Annotated in this window: 22 protein-coding genes; 7 read left to right on the top strand and 15 right to left on the bottom strand. The window is 66.3% G+C overall.

What is annotated here, in order from left to right; translation table 11 throughout:
- Position 1 precedes the first annotated feature (1 nt).
- The 4 genes from BI335_RS03060 to BI335_RS03045 all read right to left on the bottom strand — a co-directional run bounded on the left by BI335_RS03060 (position 2) and on the right by BI335_RS03045 (position 4,553).
- Positions 2 to 1,543 carry an ABC transporter substrate-binding protein gene (locus tag BI335_RS03060; RefSeq protein WP_094429615.1) on the bottom strand — a complete coding sequence of 514 codons (1,542 nt, stop codon included), beginning with the start codon at positions 1,541 to 1,543 and terminating at the stop codon, positions 2 to 4.
- Positions 1,544 to 1,662: 119 nt separating this feature from the next.
- Positions 1,663 to 2,247, bottom strand: a complete 585-nt coding sequence (locus tag BI335_RS03055) for a helix-turn-helix domain-containing protein (protein ID WP_094358491.1) — start codon at positions 2,245 to 2,247, stop codon at positions 1,663 to 1,665.
- 39 nt (positions 2,248 to 2,286) lie between these two features.
- Entirely contained in the window at positions 2,287 to 3,081 is a 795-nt protein-coding gene (locus BI335_RS03050; protein ID WP_456151926.1) for an amino acid ABC transporter ATP-binding protein, read from the bottom strand.
- Positions 3,081 to 4,553, bottom strand: coding sequence for an ABC transporter substrate-binding protein/permease (locus BI335_RS03045; RefSeq protein ID WP_172421699.1), 1,473 nt, complete (start codon positions 4,551 to 4,553; stop codon positions 3,081 to 3,083). Before BI335_RS03045 ends, BI335_RS03050 begins: the two co-directional genes overlap by 1 nt.
- A 292-nt stretch (positions 4,554 to 4,845) precedes the next feature.
- On the opposite strand from BI335_RS03045, the gene BI335_RS03040 reads away from it, so the two are divergent.
- Complete coding sequence (locus tag BI335_RS03040) at positions 4,846 to 5,505, top strand: hypothetical protein (RefSeq protein WP_094429614.1); 660 nt, start codon at positions 4,846 to 4,848, stop codon at positions 5,503 to 5,505.
- Between the two features lie 13 nt (positions 5,506 to 5,518).
- On the opposite strand, the gene BI335_RS03035 is transcribed toward BI335_RS03040, so the two are convergent.
- Positions 5,519 to 6,094, bottom strand: coding sequence for a TetR/AcrR family transcriptional regulator (locus BI335_RS03035; RefSeq protein ID WP_094429613.1), 576 nt, complete (start codon positions 6,092 to 6,094; stop codon positions 5,519 to 5,521).
- Between the two features lie 61 nt (positions 6,095 to 6,155).
- Between BI335_RS03035 and BI335_RS03030 the strand changes: the two genes are divergently transcribed.
- Positions 6,156 to 7,424 carry an NADH:flavin oxidoreductase/NADH oxidase family protein gene (locus BI335_RS03030; RefSeq protein ID WP_094429612.1) on the top strand — a complete coding sequence of 423 codons (1,269 nt, stop codon included), beginning with the start codon at positions 6,156 to 6,158 and terminating at the stop codon, positions 7,422 to 7,424.
- 78 nt (positions 7,425 to 7,502) lie between these two features.
- Here BI335_RS03030 and BI335_RS03025 read toward each other — a convergent pair whose 3' ends face one another.
- Positions 7,503 to 7,976 (bottom strand): hypothetical protein, encoded by a 474-nt coding sequence (locus tag BI335_RS03025; RefSeq protein WP_094429611.1) that lies wholly within the window; start codon positions 7,974 to 7,976, stop codon positions 7,503 to 7,505.
- A 166-nt stretch (positions 7,977 to 8,142) separates the two neighbouring features.
- Between BI335_RS03025 and BI335_RS03020 the strand changes: the two genes are divergently transcribed.
- Entirely contained in the window at positions 8,143 to 8,577 is a 435-nt protein-coding gene (locus tag BI335_RS03020; protein WP_144009059.1) for a hypothetical protein, read from the top strand.
- A gap of 16 nt (positions 8,578 to 8,593) precedes the next feature.
- Here the strand turns inward: BI335_RS03020 and BI335_RS03015 are convergent, their stop codons facing one another.
- Positions 8,594 to 9,085, bottom strand: coding sequence for a DUF3995 domain-containing protein (locus BI335_RS03015; RefSeq protein WP_267489854.1), 492 nt, complete (start codon positions 9,083 to 9,085; stop codon positions 8,594 to 8,596).
- A 102-nt stretch (positions 9,086 to 9,187) separates the two neighbouring features.
- Here BI335_RS03015 and BI335_RS03010 point away from each other — a divergent pair, with 102 nt between their 5' ends.
- A complete protein-coding gene (locus BI335_RS03010; RefSeq protein WP_094425244.1) occupies positions 9,188 to 9,751 on the top strand; it encodes a GrpB family protein in 564 nt (187 codons plus the stop codon).
- 84 nt (positions 9,752 to 9,835) lie between these two features.
- Here the strand turns inward: BI335_RS03010 and BI335_RS03005 are convergent, their stop codons facing one another.
- The 3 genes from BI335_RS03005 to BI335_RS02995 are packed head-to-tail and all read right to left on the bottom strand — an operon-like array spanning position 9,836 to position 12,710.
- The gene (locus BI335_RS03005; RefSeq protein ID WP_094429609.1) at positions 9,836 to 10,756 is read right to left on the bottom strand and encodes a zinc-binding dehydrogenase; all 921 of its coding nucleotides are present in this window, start codon (positions 10,754 to 10,756) and stop codon (positions 9,836 to 9,838) included.
- A complete protein-coding gene (locus BI335_RS03000) occupies positions 10,753 to 11,625 on the bottom strand; it encodes an NAD(P)H-binding protein (RefSeq protein ID WP_094429608.1) in 873 nt (290 codons plus the stop codon). Before BI335_RS03000 ends, BI335_RS03005 begins: the two co-directional genes overlap by 4 nt.
- A complete protein-coding gene (locus BI335_RS02995; protein WP_094429607.1) occupies positions 11,622 to 12,710 on the bottom strand; it encodes an alkene reductase in 1,089 nt (362 codons plus the stop codon). Before BI335_RS02995 ends, BI335_RS03000 begins: the two co-directional genes overlap by 4 nt.
- Positions 12,711 to 12,792: 82 nt before the next feature.
- Between BI335_RS02995 and BI335_RS02990 the strand changes: the two genes are divergently transcribed.
- The gene (locus BI335_RS02990) at positions 12,793 to 13,227 is read left to right on the top strand and encodes a MarR family winged helix-turn-helix transcriptional regulator (protein WP_094358475.1); all 435 of its coding nucleotides are present in this window, start codon (positions 12,793 to 12,795) and stop codon (positions 13,225 to 13,227) included.
- Positions 13,228 to 13,372: 145 nt separating this feature from the next.
- Here BI335_RS02990 and BI335_RS02985 read toward each other — a convergent pair whose 3' ends face one another.
- The 5 genes from BI335_RS02985 to BI335_RS02965 are packed head-to-tail and all read right to left on the bottom strand — an operon-like array spanning position 13,373 to position 16,195.
- Positions 13,373 to 13,933 (bottom strand): TetR family transcriptional regulator, encoded by a 561-nt coding sequence (locus BI335_RS02985; RefSeq protein ID WP_094429606.1) that lies wholly within the window; start codon positions 13,931 to 13,933, stop codon positions 13,373 to 13,375.
- Positions 13,930 to 14,349, bottom strand: a complete 420-nt coding sequence (locus tag BI335_RS02980; RefSeq protein WP_094429605.1) for an SRPBCC family protein — start codon at positions 14,347 to 14,349, stop codon at positions 13,930 to 13,932. The genes BI335_RS02985 and BI335_RS02980 overlap by 4 nt, the downstream gene beginning before the upstream one ends.
- Positions 14,350 to 14,369: 20 nt before the next feature.
- Positions 14,370 to 14,609: a CDGSH iron-sulfur domain-containing protein gene (locus tag BI335_RS02975; RefSeq protein WP_094429604.1), complete on the bottom strand. Its 240-nt coding sequence runs from the start codon at positions 14,607 to 14,609 to the stop codon at positions 14,370 to 14,372.
- Positions 14,606 to 15,697 carry an iron-containing redox enzyme family protein gene (locus BI335_RS02970; protein WP_229119406.1) on the bottom strand — a complete coding sequence of 364 codons (1,092 nt, stop codon included), beginning with the start codon at positions 15,695 to 15,697 and terminating at the stop codon, positions 14,606 to 14,608. The genes BI335_RS02975 and BI335_RS02970 overlap by 4 nt, the downstream gene beginning before the upstream one ends.
- Before the next feature lie 39 nt (positions 15,698 to 15,736).
- The gene (locus BI335_RS02965) at positions 15,737 to 16,195 is read right to left on the bottom strand and encodes a GNAT family N-acetyltransferase (protein ID WP_094429603.1); all 459 of its coding nucleotides are present in this window, start codon (positions 16,193 to 16,195) and stop codon (positions 15,737 to 15,739) included.
- A 59-nt stretch (positions 16,196 to 16,254) separates the two neighbouring features.
- Here BI335_RS02965 and BI335_RS02960 point away from each other — a divergent pair, with 59 nt between their 5' ends.
- A complete protein-coding gene (locus BI335_RS02960; RefSeq protein ID WP_094358465.1) occupies positions 16,255 to 17,007 on the top strand; it encodes an SDR family NAD(P)-dependent oxidoreductase in 753 nt (250 codons plus the stop codon).
- Positions 17,007 to 18,017: a lactonase family protein gene (locus tag BI335_RS02955; RefSeq protein ID WP_094429602.1), complete on the top strand. Its 1,011-nt coding sequence runs from the start codon at positions 17,007 to 17,009 to the stop codon at positions 18,015 to 18,017. Before BI335_RS02960 ends, BI335_RS02955 begins: the two co-directional genes overlap by 1 nt.
- Positions 18,018 to 18,023: the final 6 nt, after the last annotated feature.

The raw sequence follows: 18,023 nt of genomic DNA, 5'->3' as shown, positions 1-18,023 counted from the left end.
GTCAGCTCAGCGACGCGGTCCGGAACCGGATCGCGCGATCGCCGCGCACGGTGTAACCCTGCAGACGCGGCGAGGACGCCTGGATCACTTCGGGGTTGTAGAGGTAGATGTAGCTGCCCTCGTCGGCGATCGTCTTCGCTGCCTGGGCGTAGATGTCCTTCCGCTTGGCCTTGTCGATCTCGGTGCGGCCCTGTTCGAGCAGGGCGTCCACCGCCGGATTCGAATACTTCTGGTAGTTGTTCGCACCGTCGGTGTGGTGCTGGCCGTAGTAGAAGTCGTCGGGATCGATGTTGCCGAGCCAGCCCATCATCAGCAGATCGAAGTTCCCCTTGCCCTGCTCGTCGAGGAAGGTGGAGAAGTCGACGGTCTTGATCTCGACGGTGACACCGATCTGCTTGAGCTGGTCGGCGAGCAGCTGGCCGATCGTCACGGTCTCCGGATATTCACTGGTGGCAAGGAACTGCATGGTGGCATTCGGTACGCCGGCCTCGGCCATCAGGGCCTTCGCCTTCGCGACATCGGTGGTGTAGGGGGCGTACTCGACGAAGAACTCGCTGGACTTCGGGATCGCGAGCTGGTTCACCGTCGCCTTGCCGTACTTGGCCGCCTGGGTGATCGCGGCCCGGTCGATCGCGAAGGCGAGCGCCTGGCGCACCTTCACATCCCGCCAGGGTGCCTTGGCCTCGTTGGCCGCCAGATACCAGTAGTCGTTGGAACCTGCCTGGCCGAGGACGACACTCCGGTCGGCGGCGAGCGCGTCGACCTGCTGCGGCGGCACCACATCGGTCCACTGGATCTCGCCCGACTTCAGCGCGGCGAGCGCGGTGGAGGACTCGCTGATGAAGCGGAAGGTGACCCCGGGCACCTTCGGCGCACCGCCGTAGTAGTTCTCGTTGGCGCTGAGCTGGATGGTGTCACCCTGGGTGTAGCTGTCCAGCTTGAACGGGCCGGTGCCGATCGGTTTGGTGTTGATGGCACCGGATTCGACGTTGGCCTGCTGGACGATCGCCAGTCCCTTGAAGCTGCCGAGATTGGCCAGCAGGTTGGGGGAGGGAGACTTGACCTTGATGACCACGGTCCGCTCGTCGGGGGCCGACACATCGGTGACCGCCGACAAGCGCCAGGAGTTGGACAGCTTCTGCCCCAGCAGCCGCTGGTAGGTGTAGACCACATCCTTGGCGGTGAACGGACTGCCATCGTGCCACTGGACGCCGTCGCGCAGGAAGAAGGTCCAGGTGAGCTGATCGGGACTGTTCTCCCAGCGCTCGGCCAGCGCGCCCTTCATGACGAGGTTCTCGTCCGGTTCCACCAGGGTGTCGAAGACGTTCTCCAACACCTGGAAGGAGTTGTAGGAGGTGGTCGAGTTGGGATCCAGTTTGTCCGGTTCGCCACTGATCGCGGCGATCAGCGCACCCTGCGGGCCCTGCCCACCGGCACCGCCACCGGGCACCTGGACGCTCTCCCCGGTGGAACATCCGGCGGCGATGCCGGCGATCACACCGACCGAGGAGGCGAGGAATACTCGACGAGACAGATCAGCCATGGCAAACCACCCTTTGCTGCGCTCCTGGCTTCAATATATTGCTCAGTCATTCACTTTAAGCACACTATGGCCCGTGTGGTGGGAGGGGAAGCGGCGGGCCGTCAGGAATGAGACGCCGGTCAGGACGACACCGGGATGACCGACCCGAGCACCACCGTGGTGCCCCGGTTCTCGTTGACCCACCAGTGCGGCTCCGAACACTCGTAACTGACGGTGTCACCGGTCTGCAGGACGAACGCATCCGATCCGACGACGACGCGCAGCCGACCGGACAGCACCGTGACCGATTCATACCCGAGATGCCGGTAGGCCAACCCCTCGTTGCTGTAACCCGAGGGCAGCTCGGTGCGGATCACCTGCAGGTCGGTGAGCCAGGACGGTGTCAGCAGCTCGCGGCGATAACCGGGAGAGTTCTCGTGGTGGGGCAGGTCGATCCCGGCGCCGGCGGCGACGAAGGTGACCTTGGTGGGGCGCGCACCGGAGAGCAGTTGGGTGAGCGGTACGCCGACCGCCCGGGCGAGCTTGGTCAGCGTACGCAGCGACGGATTGGCCCGGCCGCGTTCGAGCTGGGAGATCTGGCCCATGCTCACCCCGGACTTCTCGGCCAGGGCGGCGACCGAGAGTCCGAGTCGGGTGCGCGCCAGCTTGAGCGTCGCGCTGACGGCCATCGACTCGTCGGGATCGGTTGCCTCGGCACTCGACATAGCGCGGATCATAGCCGCCGGCGTACGCTGCGGAGCTGTTCAACCCTCGCTGAGGGAGGCGAGGAACTCCTTGCCCCGTTCGGACTTCGGGTCGTCCAGGAAGGCATCCGGTGCACCCTCCTCGGCGATGCCCTGGTCGGCGATCAGCACGATCCGGTCGGCGACCCGGCGGGCGAACCGCATCTCGTGGGTGACGCACATCATCGTCATCCCCTCATCGGCGAGATCGCGCATCACCGACAGCACCTCGTTGACCAGTTCGGGGTCGAGCGCGGAGGTCGGTTCATCGAAGAGCATCATCGCCGGATCCATCGCCAGCGCGCGGGCGATCGCGACACGTTGGGCCTGGCCGCCGGAAAGGCTGGCCGGGTAGGCATCCTCCTTGTGGCTCATCCCGACGTGGTCGAGCATCCGGCGGGCGGTGGCGACCGCTTCGTCCTGGCTGCGCCCCAGCACCTCGCGCTGGGCGACGGTGATGTTGTGCAGCACGTTCATGTGCGGGAACAGGTTGAACTGCTGGAACACCATCCCGACCCGGGAGCGCAGGTGGTTCAGCGTCTTTTCCTGGTAGCGCAGCTCTTCGCCGGCGACCTCGATGGTGCCGCTGGTGATCCGCTCGAGGCCGTTGACACAGCGCAGCAGAGTGGACTTGCCGGCCCCGGAGGGCCCGACGAGCACCACGACCTCACCGGCGGCGACATCCAGATCCACGTCGGAGAAGACGACGGTCTCGCCGAATTTCTTGGTGACCTGACGCATCTCGACGATGTTGCCGGTCTGCTCGGGACCGGGGTTCGTCACCGCTTCCTCGGACATCTCGATCTCCTCGGGCATCAGTGCACCGCCTTCCGGTCGGCGTTCATTCGGCGTTCCAGCAGATGCACACCGCCGGTGAGCACCAGCACGATGATCAGGTAGTAGACCGAGACGGTCAGGTAGGCATTGAGCGGTGAGTATTCGGCCGCCGCCATGTTCTGCGCGGTGCGGAACAGCTCACCCATGCCGATGAAGGCGACCAGCGAGGAATCCTTCACCGCAATGATGAACTGGCTGCCGAGCACCGGCAGGATCGCCCGGGTGGCCAGGGGGATCTGCACCTTGCGGAGGGTCTGCACCCGGGACATGCCCAGTGAGCGGGAGGCCTCGACGAGCCCCTTGGGCACCGAACCGAAACCGGAGCGGATGATCTCGGCGATGTAGGCGGAGTTGTGCACCGCGAGCGCGATGGCCCCGGCCCAGAAACCGGACAGCAACACCAGCTGGGTGAGACCGAAATAGAGCACGAACAGCTGCGCGATCAGCGGCGTACCTCGGATCAATCCGATCCAGGCGGCGGCCAGCCAACGCAGCGGGGCGATCGAGCTCATGTTCATCGCGGCGATCACCGCACCGGCGACCAGCGCCATCGCCAGCGCCACCGCCGTGATCGCCAGGGTCAGCCCGGCGGCCTTGACGAAGACCGGGATGTATTTGACGAACAGCTCGCCGAAGCTGGGCCCGCCCTGCTCGGTCGGGGCCGCGTCCATCACCTCGCGCACGGGCGCGTTGTCGATCTGGCCGGAGATGTCCTGGCCGAAGTACTTGGTGGAGATCTCGGCGTACTTGCCGTTGCGGATGATCTCTGCGAGCGCCTTGTTCACCTCACCGCGCAGCGGGTTGCCCTTGGCGATCGCCGGAGCCTGGGTCTCGTTGTAGAGCCGGTCACCGCAGGGTACGAGGTCGAGGCCGGCCTCCTTGATCTGGTTCTGCCCGACGAGCTGGTCGGTGACCGCACCCTGCAACCGGCCGGTCGCGGCATCCTGCAGGGCGGTGATGTCGGACTCGTAGGTCTTCACCCGATCGGTGATCTGGTTGTCCTTCAGGTATTTCTCGTAGGAGGTGCCGGAGGCGACACCGAGCTCCTGACCCCGGACGTCCTGCACCGAGGTGCAGGCCTGGCCCCGTTTGACGAACAGCTGGGCACCGGAGGAGTAGTAACCATCGGCGAAGTCGACGATCTGCGCCCGTTCCGGGGTCGCCGAGGTGGAGGCGACCAGCATGTCGTAGCGACCGCTCGCCGTTCCCTGAACGAGGGTGGAGAATCCGGCGGTCTCGGGAACCAGCTTGAGGCCCATCTGATCGGCCAGAGCCTGCGCGATGTCCAGATCGAAACCGGTGAGCTGGCCGTTGTCGACGTAGCTGAAGGGGCGGTATTCGCCGCTCATCGCCACCACCAACTCGCCCTCGCGGATGAGTTTCGGCTTGTCGGATTCGGTGTTGCCGGGGCTCGCGCATCCGGAGATCAGCCCGATGACCAGGACCAACAAGGCGGAAGCGACGGCTCGTAGCCGTGCTGACATGGAGGTCAACTCCTTGCACTGGGTGACAAGGCGTCGAACCTAGCAAAGTCTACGTTCATCGAGTAGCTGGCCCGGTGGAGCGAAGCGGAGCCTTCCCACGTTCATCGAGTAGGCAGCCATGCGGAGCGAAGCGGAGCAATGGCTGCCGTGTCGAGATGAACCCCACGAACCGATGACAAATGTCATGCCACGATGCGGGCCGACTCACCTTCGGCGTCGCTAGCGTGCTGACCACGGCACGACTATCCGGGGAGACCAGATGTTCATCCGCTCGATCGGAATCACCGTGGCCGCGCTCGCGGCCACTCTCGTCACCGGCAGTGGTGTGGCGTACGCCGCCGACAGCACGCCGCCACGTGGCTCGCACTACGCGAAGGTCGAGCAGAAGACCAACGCCGCGCTGCGCGGCCAGGGGCTCGCCAACCGGAATCTGCCGCAGTGCGACGATCTGACCTCGGCGCCCGCGGCGCCCGCGATGCGCACCCTGGACTACATGGCAGGGGAGTGGGTCGGATACGGCTGGAACGACGGTCAGCAGGGGCGCTCCTACTACGTCCAGACCGAGGAGATCCGGTTCCTGCCGGGCGGCACCCGGCTCGAGGTGAAGGGCACCGGCACCTCGCCCACCGATCCGTCGGTGACGGTCTTCTCGGCGTATGCGATCGCGGAACCGAAGGCCGGCGGCGGCATCAGCTGGACGGCGTACAACGAAGGCAATCAACTGGTCACCGACCTGGTGGTGACCCCGACCGGTTGGTACTGGCAGTTCCCGGCGGGACCCGGGGTCACGGTGCGTTACGTCACCGACTTCACCGACAACTGGCGCGCCTGGCACGAATACGGCGAGGTCAGCCTCGACGGCGGTCAGACCTGGCAGCGATTCCAGCAGATGACCCTGGTCAAGACCTGCGACGCCTGACGCGGTCTCAGCTTCAGTTGCGTACGTCCAGGATGGCCGCGAAAGCGGCGCGTACCCGGTCGTCGATCATCTCCTGGGAGTCGGCCGGCAGCTTGCCGTCCAGATGGAGGTACGCCAGGCCGTGCGCGAGTGCCCAGCCTGCGGAGGCCAGCGAGTCGGCATCGGCATCCGGGAACACCTGGGCCATGGCCGCCTGGAGCGCCTGATGGATGCGCCCGGCGGCCTCGACGCGCTCCGCGTTGCCCTCGTCGCAGGCATTGCCGAACATCAGTCGGAAGAGGGCCGGGCGCCTCATCGCGAAGCGCACATAGGCGACCGCGAACTCGCTCAGCTCTGCGGGACTGGACGGTGGCTCGCGACCCTCGGTGAGTTCGGCCAACAGATCCCGCAGCCCCACAGCGGCCAGCGCGGACTCGAGGGCATCCCGGTCGGTGAAATGCCGATAGGGGGCCGTCGGCGAGACGCCGGCCTCGCGGGCGATGGCTCGCAATGAGAAGGGCTCCCCGGCCTCCAGCATCCGCATCGCGGTCGTCAGCAACGCCGCGCGCAGGTCGCCGTGGTGGTACGCACTCTTCGCCGGAGTTGACACTGCTAACATCCCCTTCTATGCTCATGTGAGCAACGTAAACATACCTCATCCAGGAGCACCGATGCCATCCATCGCGTCCGCATCCACCCACTCTGCCGCCTCCGAGCCGGTCTCGGCGGTATTTGAGCCCTTCGTGCTGCCGAGTGGCTCGGTGCTGCCGAACCGCCTCGTCAAGGCCGCCATGGAGGAGAACATGGCCGGTCCGGGGCAACTGCCGGACGAGCAGCTGGTCCGGCTCTATCGGCGTTGGAGCAGCGGGGGAGCGGGGCTGCTTATCACCGGGAACGTGATGGTGCATGCCGAGGCGCTGACCGGACCCGGTGGTGTGGTGCTCGACGCCGCGGCGCCGCTCGAGCCGTTCCGCGAGTGGGCGAGTGCCGGCCGGAGCGGTGGGGCGAAGATCTGGATGCAGATCAACCACCCGGGCCGCCAGGTGCTCGCGGATATGCCGGGAGTCGCCTGGGCGCCATCGGCGATCCGGGTGGACCTCGGCCGCAACAGCAAGCGGTTCGCCGAACCGACCGAGATGACCGAGGCGCAGATCGCCGAGACCATCGAGCGTTTCCGGGTCACGGCGCAACGTGCTGAGGAAGCAGGTTTCGACGGTGTCGAGATCCACGCCGCCCACGGTTATCTGCTCTCGCAATTCCTGTCTCCATTGGCGAATCGGCGTACCGATCACTGGGGCGGCAGCCTGCAGAACCGTGCTCGACTGTTGGTGGAGATCGTACGCACCGTCCGGGCTGTGGTCAGCCCCGGTTTCGCGGTCGCGGTCAAGCTGAACTCCGCCGATTTCCAGCGCGGCGGATTCGATGCCGCTGATGCTGCGGCGGTCATCGGGATGCTCGCCCCCCTCGGGGTCGACGTCGTGGAACTGTCCGGCGGCAGCTATGAGGCGCCGGCAATGACCGGTCAGGCCCGAGATGCCCGGAGCAGCACCCGCGAGGCGTACTTTCTGAGCCTGGCTGAAGAACTGGCCACCAGCAGTCCGGTCCCCGTCCGGCTTCGCGTCGCTGAAGAGGTGCTCGCCAGCGGCATCGACCTGGTCGGGATGGGCAGCGCCCTCGGTGTCGACCCCGATCTGCCGAACACCTGGCGCCGGGACCCCGATGTCAAGGTCGTGCTGGCCCCGGTGCGCTTCAAGGACAAGGCGATCGCCTCGGCGGCGAGCATGGCACGGGTACGCCAGCAGTTGCGTCGGCTTGGCGCGGGTCGGCATACCCGCCCGGGAAGGAGCCCGCGAATCGCTCTGGTGAAGGAAATGCTGCTGCAGCGGGGCGCATTGCGGCGCTACGGGACGTGGCTGGCCGGCCGTACCCACGTCGGTTGAGCGAGCGAGGAACGACCACCCACCACGTCGGGTGAGCGAGCGAGGAACGAGCGAGTCGAAGCCACGCGCCCCCAACCCTCAGGACTGGTGCAGCACGCTCGCACACCGGCGATGCAGCTGCTCCAGCTCGCGTCCCTGGGCATCGGCCCGCGCGAGCAGATTCTCCAGCGTGGCGCGGGGGAGACGCGGATCGTTCAGTTCCAGGAGGGTCGCCCAACCGAGCCGCTTGGCGAACACGGCAGCGGTCAGCGCTTCCAGCTCCAGCAGGTCCGACAGGGGAGAGCGCTCCCGGAGGCGCTGGTTGGTTTTGATTTGGCCAGCCAGCTCGGCGACGCGCGCAGTCCCATCCTTGACGACCGAGGGGCGTACGCCGGCATCGACCATCAGCGCTTCCAGGCTGTTCTTGTCGGATTCGACCTCTGTGCTCAGGCGCTGCACCGCGGCAGCGATCTCGGGTACGCCGTGACTCTTGGCCACCCGCTGGAACAGGGCTACGCCGGACGTGGCACCGGCGTGATGATCCTGCAGGTAGGTCTGCAGCAGCTCGCTCATGTGTACTCCCAGAGATCGCGAATCCTCAGTCACAGAACGATTACCCGACGACCGAGGGCTCAAACGGGTCCTGCACGTTATGTCAGAGCGACGCGTTGCCCTTATGCCGCATAGGCTGAAGATCCCCATCCGGATGATCGGGAGACCCATGGATCAGAAGAGACGGTTGCAGGCGATCGAGAACCACCTCGCCACCATGGTGCGGGAAGCCCGGGAGTTCGCCGACGGGGATCCTTCCGTTGAGTGGATCTGGCTGTACCTGTCGATGCAGGACGGCGTCGTCGTGGCCACGCCGATCTATCGGGTTGACGGCATCGTCACCGGCGCCGAAGACCTTGATCAGCACCTCGGCACCGAGCTGGATGTGTCCGAGCTGCAGGCACTCTGGCGTACCTTCTTCGACGAGACGGAGGAGGTACGCAGCCTTCTCGCTGCGTCGGGTGAAGTGCCGACGCGGATCATCGTCAGCTTCGATGCTCAGGCCGAGCGGCTGGAGGCCGACTTCAACGACGAGTCCATCGAGGACCCGGAGCTGTCGTTCAGCGAGGTCGCAGATCGGTGGCAGCAGCGGCTGGCCGAGACAGGTGATGCCTCCGCATGAGGTGGCGCACGTTATGTCAGATCGAACGAGGGCGCCGCAGGCGGATGAGGCCCACGAGCAGGGCGACGCCCCAGAGCACGAACAGTGGATCCCACAGCCAGCCATGGCCGATCATGGCCGCCCGGTCGTAACCGTCGTCGGGCCGGATCACTCCGGCGAGCACCAGGTGGCCGACCACGGTATTCGCACCGCCCCAGACGATGAGGCTGAGCGCACCGAGCTCGCACCCGATACGCCAGATCCAGTGGCGCGGCCATCCGCGCAGGGTCCAGGCGAGCGGCACCACGGCGAAACCGAGCTTCACGGCGGCGACGATCAGCAGCAGCCACCGCCGACCCTCGAAGGCGTTGACGAGCCGCGCGCCGATCGTCTCCAGCAGCCAGTTGCCGCCGAAACCCCAGTACACACTGAAAATGCCGTGTATGACGCCGGCGACCGCAGCGATCGCGAATGGAATGATGGCCCGGGAAATTTGTCTTGATCCTTGAGCTGGGGGTGTGACAACCACGTGATCAGCGTGTCATCGAGGCAGGAGCCGCTGACACCGGGTGGTGCCCGGATCGCCCCCTGAACGCGGACTCAGGGGTTCGCGCCGGTTAACCTGCACGTCATGAACGATCCTGATGAGCGCCGCACGCGTCGTCGTGACGACGTGACCGATGTCGAGTTGATTGGTGGGATCGAGAAGCGCGAGCTCTTCCTGGTGGACCATGATCCGGCGTGGGCGACGGGGTACGCCGAGCACGCGGCACGGATCAGCAAGGCAATCGAGAAGGTTGCGGTCGACATCCAGCACATCGGATCGACTGCGGTACCCGGCCTGGCGGCCAAGCCGATCATCGACATCCTGGTCACGGTGCCCGACATCACCGCGGAAGAGGATTACCTGGAGCCACTCATCGCCGCTGGTTACGTTCTCCGCGTGCGCGAGCCCGGACATCGACTGGTCCGAACCGTGGAGCAGGACGTGCACATCCACATCTTCGAGACCGATGACCTGGCAGCGCCCGAATACCTGCTGTTGCGTGATCATCTGCGCGCCGACGAATCGGACCGCCAGCTCTACGAGAGCACGAAACGCGAGCTGCTGACACGCGACTGGCCTGACATGAACGCGTACGCCGACGCGAAGACCGACGTGATCGAGGAGATCAAGGCACGAGCACGCAGGTGAGCTCGCTTTCGGACGATCCGTCACCTTGGTCCGATAAGCGACATTATGTCATTTCGAAGAGCCGCTACTCTAGTCAAGCAAGCCTCACTCCCCTCGAACATCGAGTACGGCTTTACCCTGCACCTGGCGCTGTGTCAGCGACTGGATGGCCTCGTCGTACCGGCGCCAACCTCCGCGCCAGCCAATCGGGGTCATGAGTCGGCCCCGAGCGGTGAGGCCTACCAGCCGTTCGAGGTCGGGCCCGAGCGGGACGGTCAGGTTGAAGGTCTCGATCCGCCCGCGGTCGTGACGGATCCGCGCCGCCTCGAAATCGATCGTGGTCGGCTCCTTGGAGGCCATACCCACCGCGACGACTGCGCCGCCGGGCACCAGTCGGCTGTAGGCGTCGGCCAACTGCTGTCCACCAACGTTGTCGATCACGCCATCAACGCGTTCAGCGAGGTTGGACGGGCCGATGATGACCTCCCTTGCGCCGAGTGTTTCCAGGCCCTCGCCGCGACCGGGGGAACCGACCGATGCGACAACCTCAGCGCCGGAAAGACTCGCCAGCTGGACTGCGTACCGGCCGACGCCGCCGGATGCACCGGTGACCAGCACACGCCGTCCGAGGATGGACCCGAGTCGCCGGACCGCCTGGAGCGCGGTGACTCCGGCGACGGGCAACGCGGCGATGGCTTCCAGGTCGACGTCATCGGGAACGAGAGCCAGCTGATCGGTGTCGACCGCACGCAACTCGGCCCAGGCCCCGGCCCACCCGAACGTGATGACCCGCGAACCCGCCACCGGCCCGGAACCGTCCGCTGCCGGAGTGATCACCACCCCGCTGGCGTCCCACCCAGGAACAGTGCCGTCGGGAAGATCCGGAGTGCGAAAGGCGACCTCGCCGAAGTTGAACGAGAAGGCGGCAACCTGAACCAGGGCCTCTGATGGAGACGGCGTGGGCTCGGGCACGGAATCCAGACGCAGCAGGTGTCGACTCCCCCGGTGATGAACGAGCGCCTTCACCGTGTCCGTCCCATCTGAGTGTCCGATGGCGCAGTCGCCTGCCCTGCCCATGACGCCTGGTTCTCGGCGATGAACCTCCCGATCCCTCGAGGGAGTTGGCCGGTGACCTCCTCGACGGTGGTGGTGACCTCGGCGAAGATGCCCTCGCGGACCCGACCGAACATTCCTCCGACGACCTCGCGCGTCCACCGGTCAGCGCCGCTCAGTGCGTCCTCCAAGGGCGGGTCGAACGGCCTGACGTGGTCCCCGATGGCCGACGAAATGTCCTCTGCCAGTGAGGCGAGCGTGACTCCTTCCGGTCCGGTCAACGTGTAGGCCTTGCCGTGGTGCAGGTCCGGCTCGACGAGTGCCTGCACGGCGACGGCGGCGATGTCGCGGGTGTCGATCCAGGCAATCGGCGCACCACCCGTGGGGAGGCTGATCATCCGTTCCTCAACGATGGTGGTCAGGAAGTAGCGGGGATCGATCAACACCTGTTGAAACCAGGACGGTCGCAGAATCGTCCAGCTGCCCGCGCCGCTGGTGACCGCGAGTTCCACCTGTCGAACCCACTCATCGTCGGCGAGGGTGTGTGCGCCCTGCTCAGACAGCAGGACGATGTGTGACCCCGGAGTGAGCGCGACGAGGTGAGTGATGAGGTCTGGCGCGTCCGGGACATCCGGGCGCATGAGATAGATCGCGTCCATCCCCTCTACTGCCCTACCCCAGGTCGACGGATCATCCCAGCTGAACCTGACGACGTCAGCCACGGCCGTTGAGTCCAGCGAGGACCCGCCACGGACCATGGCGTCGGCGCGCTGGCCAAGTTGGGCGATGACTTCGCGGCCGGTCTTGCCCCGTGCGCCGGTGACGAAGACGGATCGGCTCATGCCGCCCGGCCGCCCTCAATGGTCGGGTAGTCCGTGTATCCGCGGTGATCGCCGCCGTAGAACGTGTCGGGGTGGGGGGTGTTGTACGGCCCACCGGCCTTGATGCGGGCGTCAAGGTCCGGGTTCGCAAGCCACATGGTCGCCAGTGAGACGGCGTCTGCGACTCCGGCCTCGACGGCTTCGGTGGCAGCGGCGGGAGATGCTGGGAAGGCCTCTGGCGCGGGGTGGGGATTCAGGATGAGAATGCCGGGCCAGGCAGCGCGCAGTTGCCTTGTCAGTTCCCGGTTGCCGACCTCGACCAGGTGCACATAGGCCAGGTTCTGATCGGCGAGCGACTCCAACAGCCGAAGATAAACCGGTGCCGGGTCGGGCTCTTCGATGTTGTTGAACGGGCTGCCCGGGGAGAGTCGAACACCGGTGCGGTCGGCTCCGATGACGTCGGCAACCGCTGTGACGACCTCGATGGCGAATCGGATTCTGTTGTCCGCTGCGCCGCCGTAGGAGTCGGTGCGCAGATTGGTGTTGTCGGCGAGGAACTGGTGGATCAGGTAGCCGTTGGCACCGTGGAGCTCCACGCCATCGAAGCCGGCGTCGATAGCGTTGCGTGCCGCAGTGGCGAAGTCGGTGACGGTGGTTCGGATGTCATCCGTCGTCATCTCGCGCGGTACTGGATGGTCAAGCATCCCCTCAAGGCTGAACAGCTGCTCGCCCGAAGCCACCGGTGACGGGGCCACCGGGAGTTCCCCGTTCGGGTACAGGCTGGGATGGCCAATCCGCCCGGTGTGAGTGAGCTGGGCGAAGATGCGCCCGCCGGCCTCATGGACAGCGTCGGTGACATCCCGCCACGCCTCCACGTGGTCACCGGCGTGTAGGCCAGGGGTGAGGATGTAGCCCTGGCCGATCACGCTGGGTTGGATGCTCTCGCTGATGATCAGACCCGCACTGGCGCGTTGCCGGTAATACTCGGCAGTGAGCGCGCTGACGACCCCATCGACAGATGCGCGGCTCCGCGTCATCGGGGCCATCAGCAGACGGTTCGGCAGTTGGAGTTTCCCAACCGCTAGAGGCTCAAAAAGGTTCGGCACGACGTACTCTCCTAAGGATGCTTGATTGGCTCAAGCATCATCACACACTTGTTTGAGCGAATCAAGTGATAGGGTGCGGGGCATGGCTGCTCCTTCCGGTCCCGTCTCTCCGGCGACTGAGGCCGAACGTGCGATGTTTGACTTCGTCGATGCCTACGACCGCGCCTACGAGATCGCGGCAGCACAGCACGGCATGAGCGTCGCCCATGCCTGTGTGCTGGGCAGGATCGCCAAGCCGCGAGGAATGGGAGAGTTGGCCGACGAGCTTGGCTGCGACGCCTCCAACATCACACAGGTCGTTACTCGGCTTGAGGCCAGAGGCCTGGCTGAGCGGCACGCCAACCCGAACGACCGACGATCACGCCAAGTCAATCGAACAACGGCGGGCGACAACCTCAACGCGGCCTTCGAGAAGAGCTTCGAGTTTGCCCGAACGGCGACGTCCAACCTCAGCGACGGCGAGCAAAACCAGCTGGCCGAGCTTCTCCGCAAGGCCCTTGGCCAACCCACGTCTTGACGCTGCCTCGGCCCCGCAGGCCGAACGTCGGGCGAGACCTTCGCCATCCGATGGACACCTTCATCCTTTGATGTTCAGAGCCATCGAGGTATCTTTCGGCCCAATGTGAAATACCAGCGTACGGCGCCGAGTGCCCGCACCGTCCTCAACCGGCGAGCCGCTGCCGGATCATGGCCGTGAACTCCTCCACCGCCCGATCCGATGCGGCACGATCACCGTCCAGCAACATGTCGAACAGCAATCCCTGACCCACAGCGAGGGTGAGTCGTGCCAGCGTGCGTGCGGTCGTCTCGTCGGTGTGTTGGGCGTACGCCTCGGCGAACCGTTCCTGCGCCTGGTCGAGCACCGCGGCACGCAGGCTCTCGGCGTACTCCTTGCCGTACATCGCATGCGCGGACAGTTCGAAGTAGAGCGGCCCGACCAGCTGGGCCTGATCGGCGGTACGCCGCCAGTTCTCGGCGCCCGCGTCGAAGGGGTCCTGATGGTCGGCGAAGAGTTGCGCCAGCGCGTCCGCGTTCGCTGCGGCGATCCGTTCGATCACCGCGGCCAGCAGGCCCTCCCGCGACCCGAAGTGATAGCTGAGCATTCGCTGGCTGGTGCCGATGTTCGAGGCCAGCGTACGCAGACTGGTGTCCCGGACGCCGTGGGTGGCGAAGTGCTGAACCGCCTTGTGCAGCAGCAGATCCCGAGGGCTCTCCCCTGTCATGCCCGTTCGGCCAGCCGCAGCAGCGATGCGGTCTCAGCCGCCACCATCCGTCGAACTTTCGCGGCCAGCAGTAGTCGGATGGCCCGGGCGAGCGGCCCGGTCCAGGTGATGGATTGAGTGAGGGTGCACCCCGTGGGTGAAGACGTGAGTTCGTGGGTCGCCGCGGTGGTCGCTCCCCTCGTCCGTGCGGCCCAGGTGAAACCTCGCCCCGGCTCCCAGGATGAGACCTCGTAGACAGCGGTCGGGAGACCCGGTTGCCTCACCTCGAATCGCGTTCCGACCCCCGTGGGTTCCGGACCCGCCAAGTGTGTGACCGAACTGAACGTCGGCAGCAGATCGCCCCAGCGTTCCAGATCGCTGAGCACGGCCCAGACCTCATCGACTGATGCGCTGGTTTGCTGCGAGACCGCAATCATGTATCAGATGATACAGATGCTCAGGCTCCCCCGCCAGCGACCTTGTGAATCCCGTCGCACCAGGGCAAGCGACCCGAATAGCCGCAGCGACAGACGGCAACCACGGCTCGTCGGACCGGATGGGTCTCACCGTCGGCATCGACCACGTGGGAGGCACCGCGGATCAGGGCAGGACCGCCTGGGCACTCGGTGACGCGAACGGCCTCGGCGGGATACGCCTCCACCGGCAGCTCCGCGGATTCGCTACGGCGCTGCCTCATCGGTACGCCGGCTCCAGTTCAGGGTCACCTGTCGGGTCGTCAGCGCTCTCGGACAGCGGGTGCCGCAGGGCACTCTCCCCGGATTCCCAACGCTGCAAGGCGTACTCGGCGATCCGCCCGTCCAGATACAGCCCCGCGACGAAGCCGAAGATCACCCTGCCGGGTCCATCCGCCTCGGCGGCAGCCGGACACATCTGGCGGATGGCGATCTGCTCGTGGGCGGCATCGGCCTCGACGTGCTCATCGAAGTAGCGCCACCCATCCTCGGGAAGACCGAGTCGCTGGGCGCCGGCCACATACTTCCGGCAAGGCAATGAACTCGTCGTCTCGATCATGGCCAGGTGGCCCGCCACTGCCCCGGCCCATTCGCGCCGCGAGGACCACCAGTTGAGCGCGACATTGGCCGCCAGCACCGGCGCCGGCCAGCAGTCGGCGTACGCCCCGAAGTCGTCGCGGAGGCCGACCGTGACCATGGCGCGGGCGAACAGCTCCGAATGCAGGTCGGCCAACCGACCGCTGCCATACTCATCGAACTGGATCTCCACCATCGCCAGCTTCGCCTCGGCGGACAACCGCGGCACCGCAAAGGTGTGCGGGTCCCCCTCCTTGAGCTGATATGCCGACTTCAGGACCAGCATCTCGCGCCACTGCTCGATCGACATCTTCCGACGCGCGTACGCCGCCAGCGACGGCGTGTCGGCGAACTCGCGCTCCGGCAGGGAGAACAGGGTTTCGGCGAGATCGGTTCGGGCCTCGGTCAGGGTGCGCTCGACAACCGGATCGATGATCGGACGCAGCGCCGATTCGAGAGCGTCCTCCAGCGTCACCCGCAACCAGACGGCCCGGTGGTCGACCTCCCAGCGATCATCGACATCCTGGAAGCCGTGGTATCCCAACTCCTGCAGAACCCACAACATGATCAGTCGATCTTCGTCGTCCACGATCGCTGGCGCGGGTGCGGACGCGGCGGCCACCAACTCATCGAGCTCGTTGGTATCGACATCGCGGGCATCTCTGCGCAGCACATCGAAAAGATGCTGCGAGGAGGCACCCCGCGGACCTGGCAATCCGGGAGTAAGGACGCTCATGTCGACAAATATACCCAGCGTCGAGGGCCTCGAAACGACCTACCAGCTCAGCGTCAGGTAGGTGCTGTTCGGGTCCTCGACATAACCGCCGAACGGATCGCACTCGACGAAGCCGTGCCGGGCGTACAACCGACGCGCCGGCGCGAAGAACTCCATGCTGCCGGTCTCGAGCGAGATGCGTTCGATCCCCCGGCCCCGGGCATCGGCGAGCAGGACCCGGAGCAACGCCGAGGCGATGCCCGCACCGCGGTGTGCGGGATCGGTACGCATGCTCTTCAGCTCCTCATGCCCGGGCTCGAGCGCGGCGAGGGCACCGGTTCCGACGAGTACGCCGGCGCGCAGCGCCACCCAGAGCCGGATGCCGTCCTTCTGCAACTCCCCCAGCTCCAGCGCATGCCGACTCTCCGCCGGCGCGGTCGGTGCGAGGTCGTCCAGATGTGCCTGCAGGAAGCTCCGCAGCGCCGGATCGCCGAAATCGGCCCGGGAGATGGTCACCACGGTCCGGACGCTAGCGAGGCCATGTGCCGGCCGGGTTACGGCCTCGTTAGATTGGGCGCATGACGCGACGCATCCTGATCACTGGCGGCGGCACCGGTATCGGCCGCGCCGTCGCCCACCGCATGCTGGCCGAGGAACCCGACCTGATCCTGATCGGCCGGCGCACCGAGGTGCTGGAGCAGGCCGCCGAGGAGCTGCGCGCGGTCGACGAACTGGCCAAGGTTTCCACCCGCAGCTGCGATCTGACCGATCCGGCGGCGGTTCAGCAGCTGGCCGACGAACTCTCTGCTGGACCGGCGATCGACGTCCTGGTCGCCAATGCGGGCGGGAACTATGGCCGTGGCGCCAAGGGTGATCTCACCACTGTCGCGAATGGCTGGCGCGCCGATTTCGAGGGCAACGTGCTGTCGGCGGTGCTGCTCACCGAGGCGCTGCTCCCCCACTTCACCCGGCCCGGTGGCCGGATCGTCGCCATGAGTTCCATCGCCGCGCTGCGTGGTTCCGGCTCCTACGGAGCGGCCAAGGCTGCGATGAACGCCTGGGTCTTCGATCTGGCGAATTCGCTCGCTACAGAAGGAATCACGGCCAACGCGGTGGCTCCCGGGTTCGTCCCGGACACCGAGTTCTGGACCGAGCGATTGGCCGCCGATCCCGACCTGGCGGACAACCGGCTGAAGTCCATTCCGATGGGTCGGCCCGGTACGCCGGACGAGGTGGCGGAGGCCGTGGCGTACCTCGCTTCGCCCGATGCCGGCTGGACGACCGGACAGATCCTGCAGGTGAACGGCGGCAACCTGTTGGGACGCGGCTGATGACGGGCGCACGCACCCCGGATGTCGCCTACGTCGGTTGCTACACCTCGACCGCCGACGGGCACGGCATCGGCATCCAGCCACTGCGGACCGGTGATGGCACCGCCTTGGAACCCACCCCCGCGGTCGATCCCAGTTTCCTGATCGCTCATCCCAGGCTTCCGGTGCTGTACGCCCTCTCCGAACGCGAATCCAGCGCGCTGACGGCGTACCAGATTCGCGACGATGGCACACTGCAGTTGCTCAACGCCCTCGACACCGGTGGGAACGCCGGCTGCCACCTGGCCTTTGATGCCGAACGCGATCTCCTCGTCGTCGCGCACTACACCGACGGGTCGGTGGCGATCTGCTCGGTCGCCGAGGACGGATCGCTGGGCCAGGTCACCGACTTCCACCGGTTCACCGGGCAGGGCCCGGATCCGCAGCGGCAGGACGGTTCCCATGCCCACATGGCGATCCGGGACGGAGACGACTGGCTGATCGCCGATCTCGGCGCCGACCGCATCCACCGGCTGAGTCTCGACGACGACGGCCGGATCGGCCGGGTGCGCGAGATCGTGACCCCGCCCGGTGTCGGACCCCGTCACCTGATCATCGACGGGGACGCCCTCGTCCTGGCCTGCGAACTGTCCGCCGAGCTCTGGCTGGCCCGCCGCGATGGCGATGGCTGGGAGGGCGCGGCACTGGTCCCGTCGACGGCGATCGATACCGGGGAAGCCGTATATCCGTCGGGAATCGCGTGGGCCGATGACCGCATCGTGGTGGCCAACCGCGGTGCCGACACCATCGCAACCTTCCGCCTCGATCGCGATCAGAACACGCTGCGGCTGGTGGACGAGCGGCCCACCGGAGGCAGGTGGCCTCGCGACCTGACCTGGTCCGACGGGCGCCTCTGGATCGCCAACCAGAACTCCGATTCGGTGACGGTCTTCGAGCCCCGCGGAGACGGTTGGCGGCTCGTGGAGACCTTCGAGGTATCCAGCCCGGCGTGTGTGCGGATGGTTGACTGAAGCGGA

The sequence above is a fragment of the Enemella evansiae genome (assembly GCF_002250705.1).
GTDB classification, from domain to species: Bacteria; Actinomycetota; Actinomycetes; order Propionibacteriales; family Propionibacteriaceae; genus Enemella; species Enemella evansiae.
The sequence above is the reverse complement of the archived record's forward strand: the minus strand, read 5'-3'. Positions and strand labels throughout refer to the sequence as shown.

Coding starts and splice junctions, on each gene's coding strand:
- BI335_RS03060 (WP_094429615.1), bottom strand. CDS start 1,543: ATGGCTGATCTGTCTCGTCGAGTATTCCTCGCCTCCTCGGTCGGTGTG.
- BI335_RS03055 (WP_094358491.1), bottom strand. CDS start 2,247: ATGTCGAGTGCCGAGGCAACCGATCCCGACGAGTCGATGGCCGTCAGC.
- BI335_RS03050 (WP_456151926.1), bottom strand. CDS start 3,081: ATGCCCGAGGAGATCGAGATGTCCGAGGAAGCGGTGACGAACCCCGGT.
- BI335_RS03040 (WP_094429614.1), top strand. CDS start 4,846: ATGTTCATCCGCTCGATCGGAATCACCGTGGCCGCGCTCGCGGCCACT.
- BI335_RS03030 (WP_094429612.1), top strand. CDS start 6,156: ATGCCATCCATCGCGTCCGCATCCACCCACTCTGCCGCCTCCGAGCCG.
- BI335_RS03025 (WP_094429611.1), bottom strand. CDS start 7,976: ATGAGCGAGCTGCTGCAGACCTACCTGCAGGATCATCACGCCGGTGCC.
- BI335_RS03010 (WP_094425244.1), top strand. CDS start 9,188: ATGAACGATCCTGATGAGCGCCGCACGCGTCGTCGTGACGACGTGACC.
- BI335_RS03000 (WP_094429608.1), bottom strand. CDS start 11,625: ATGAGCCGATCCGTCTTCGTCACCGGCGCACGGGGCAAGACCGGCCGC.
- BI335_RS02990 (WP_094358475.1), top strand. CDS start 12,793: ATGGCTGCTCCTTCCGGTCCCGTCTCTCCGGCGACTGAGGCCGAACGT.
- BI335_RS02985 (WP_094429606.1), bottom strand. CDS start 13,933: ATGACAGGGGAGAGCCCTCGGGATCTGCTGCTGCACAAGGCGGTTCAG.
- BI335_RS02980 (WP_094429605.1), bottom strand. CDS start 14,349: ATGATTGCGGTCTCGCAGCAAACCAGCGCATCAGTCGATGAGGTCTGG.
- BI335_RS02975 (WP_094429604.1), bottom strand. CDS start 14,609: ATGAGGCAGCGCCGTAGCGAATCCGCGGAGCTGCCGGTGGAGGCGTAT.
- BI335_RS02970 (WP_229119406.1), bottom strand. CDS start 15,697: ATGAGCGTCCTTACTCCCGGATTGCCAGGTCCGCGGGGTGCCTCCTCG.
- BI335_RS02960 (WP_094358465.1), top strand. CDS start 16,255: ATGACGCGACGCATCCTGATCACTGGCGGCGGCACCGGTATCGGCCGC.
- BI335_RS02955 (WP_094429602.1), top strand. CDS start 17,007: ATGACGGGCGCACGCACCCCGGATGTCGCCTACGTCGGTTGCTACACC.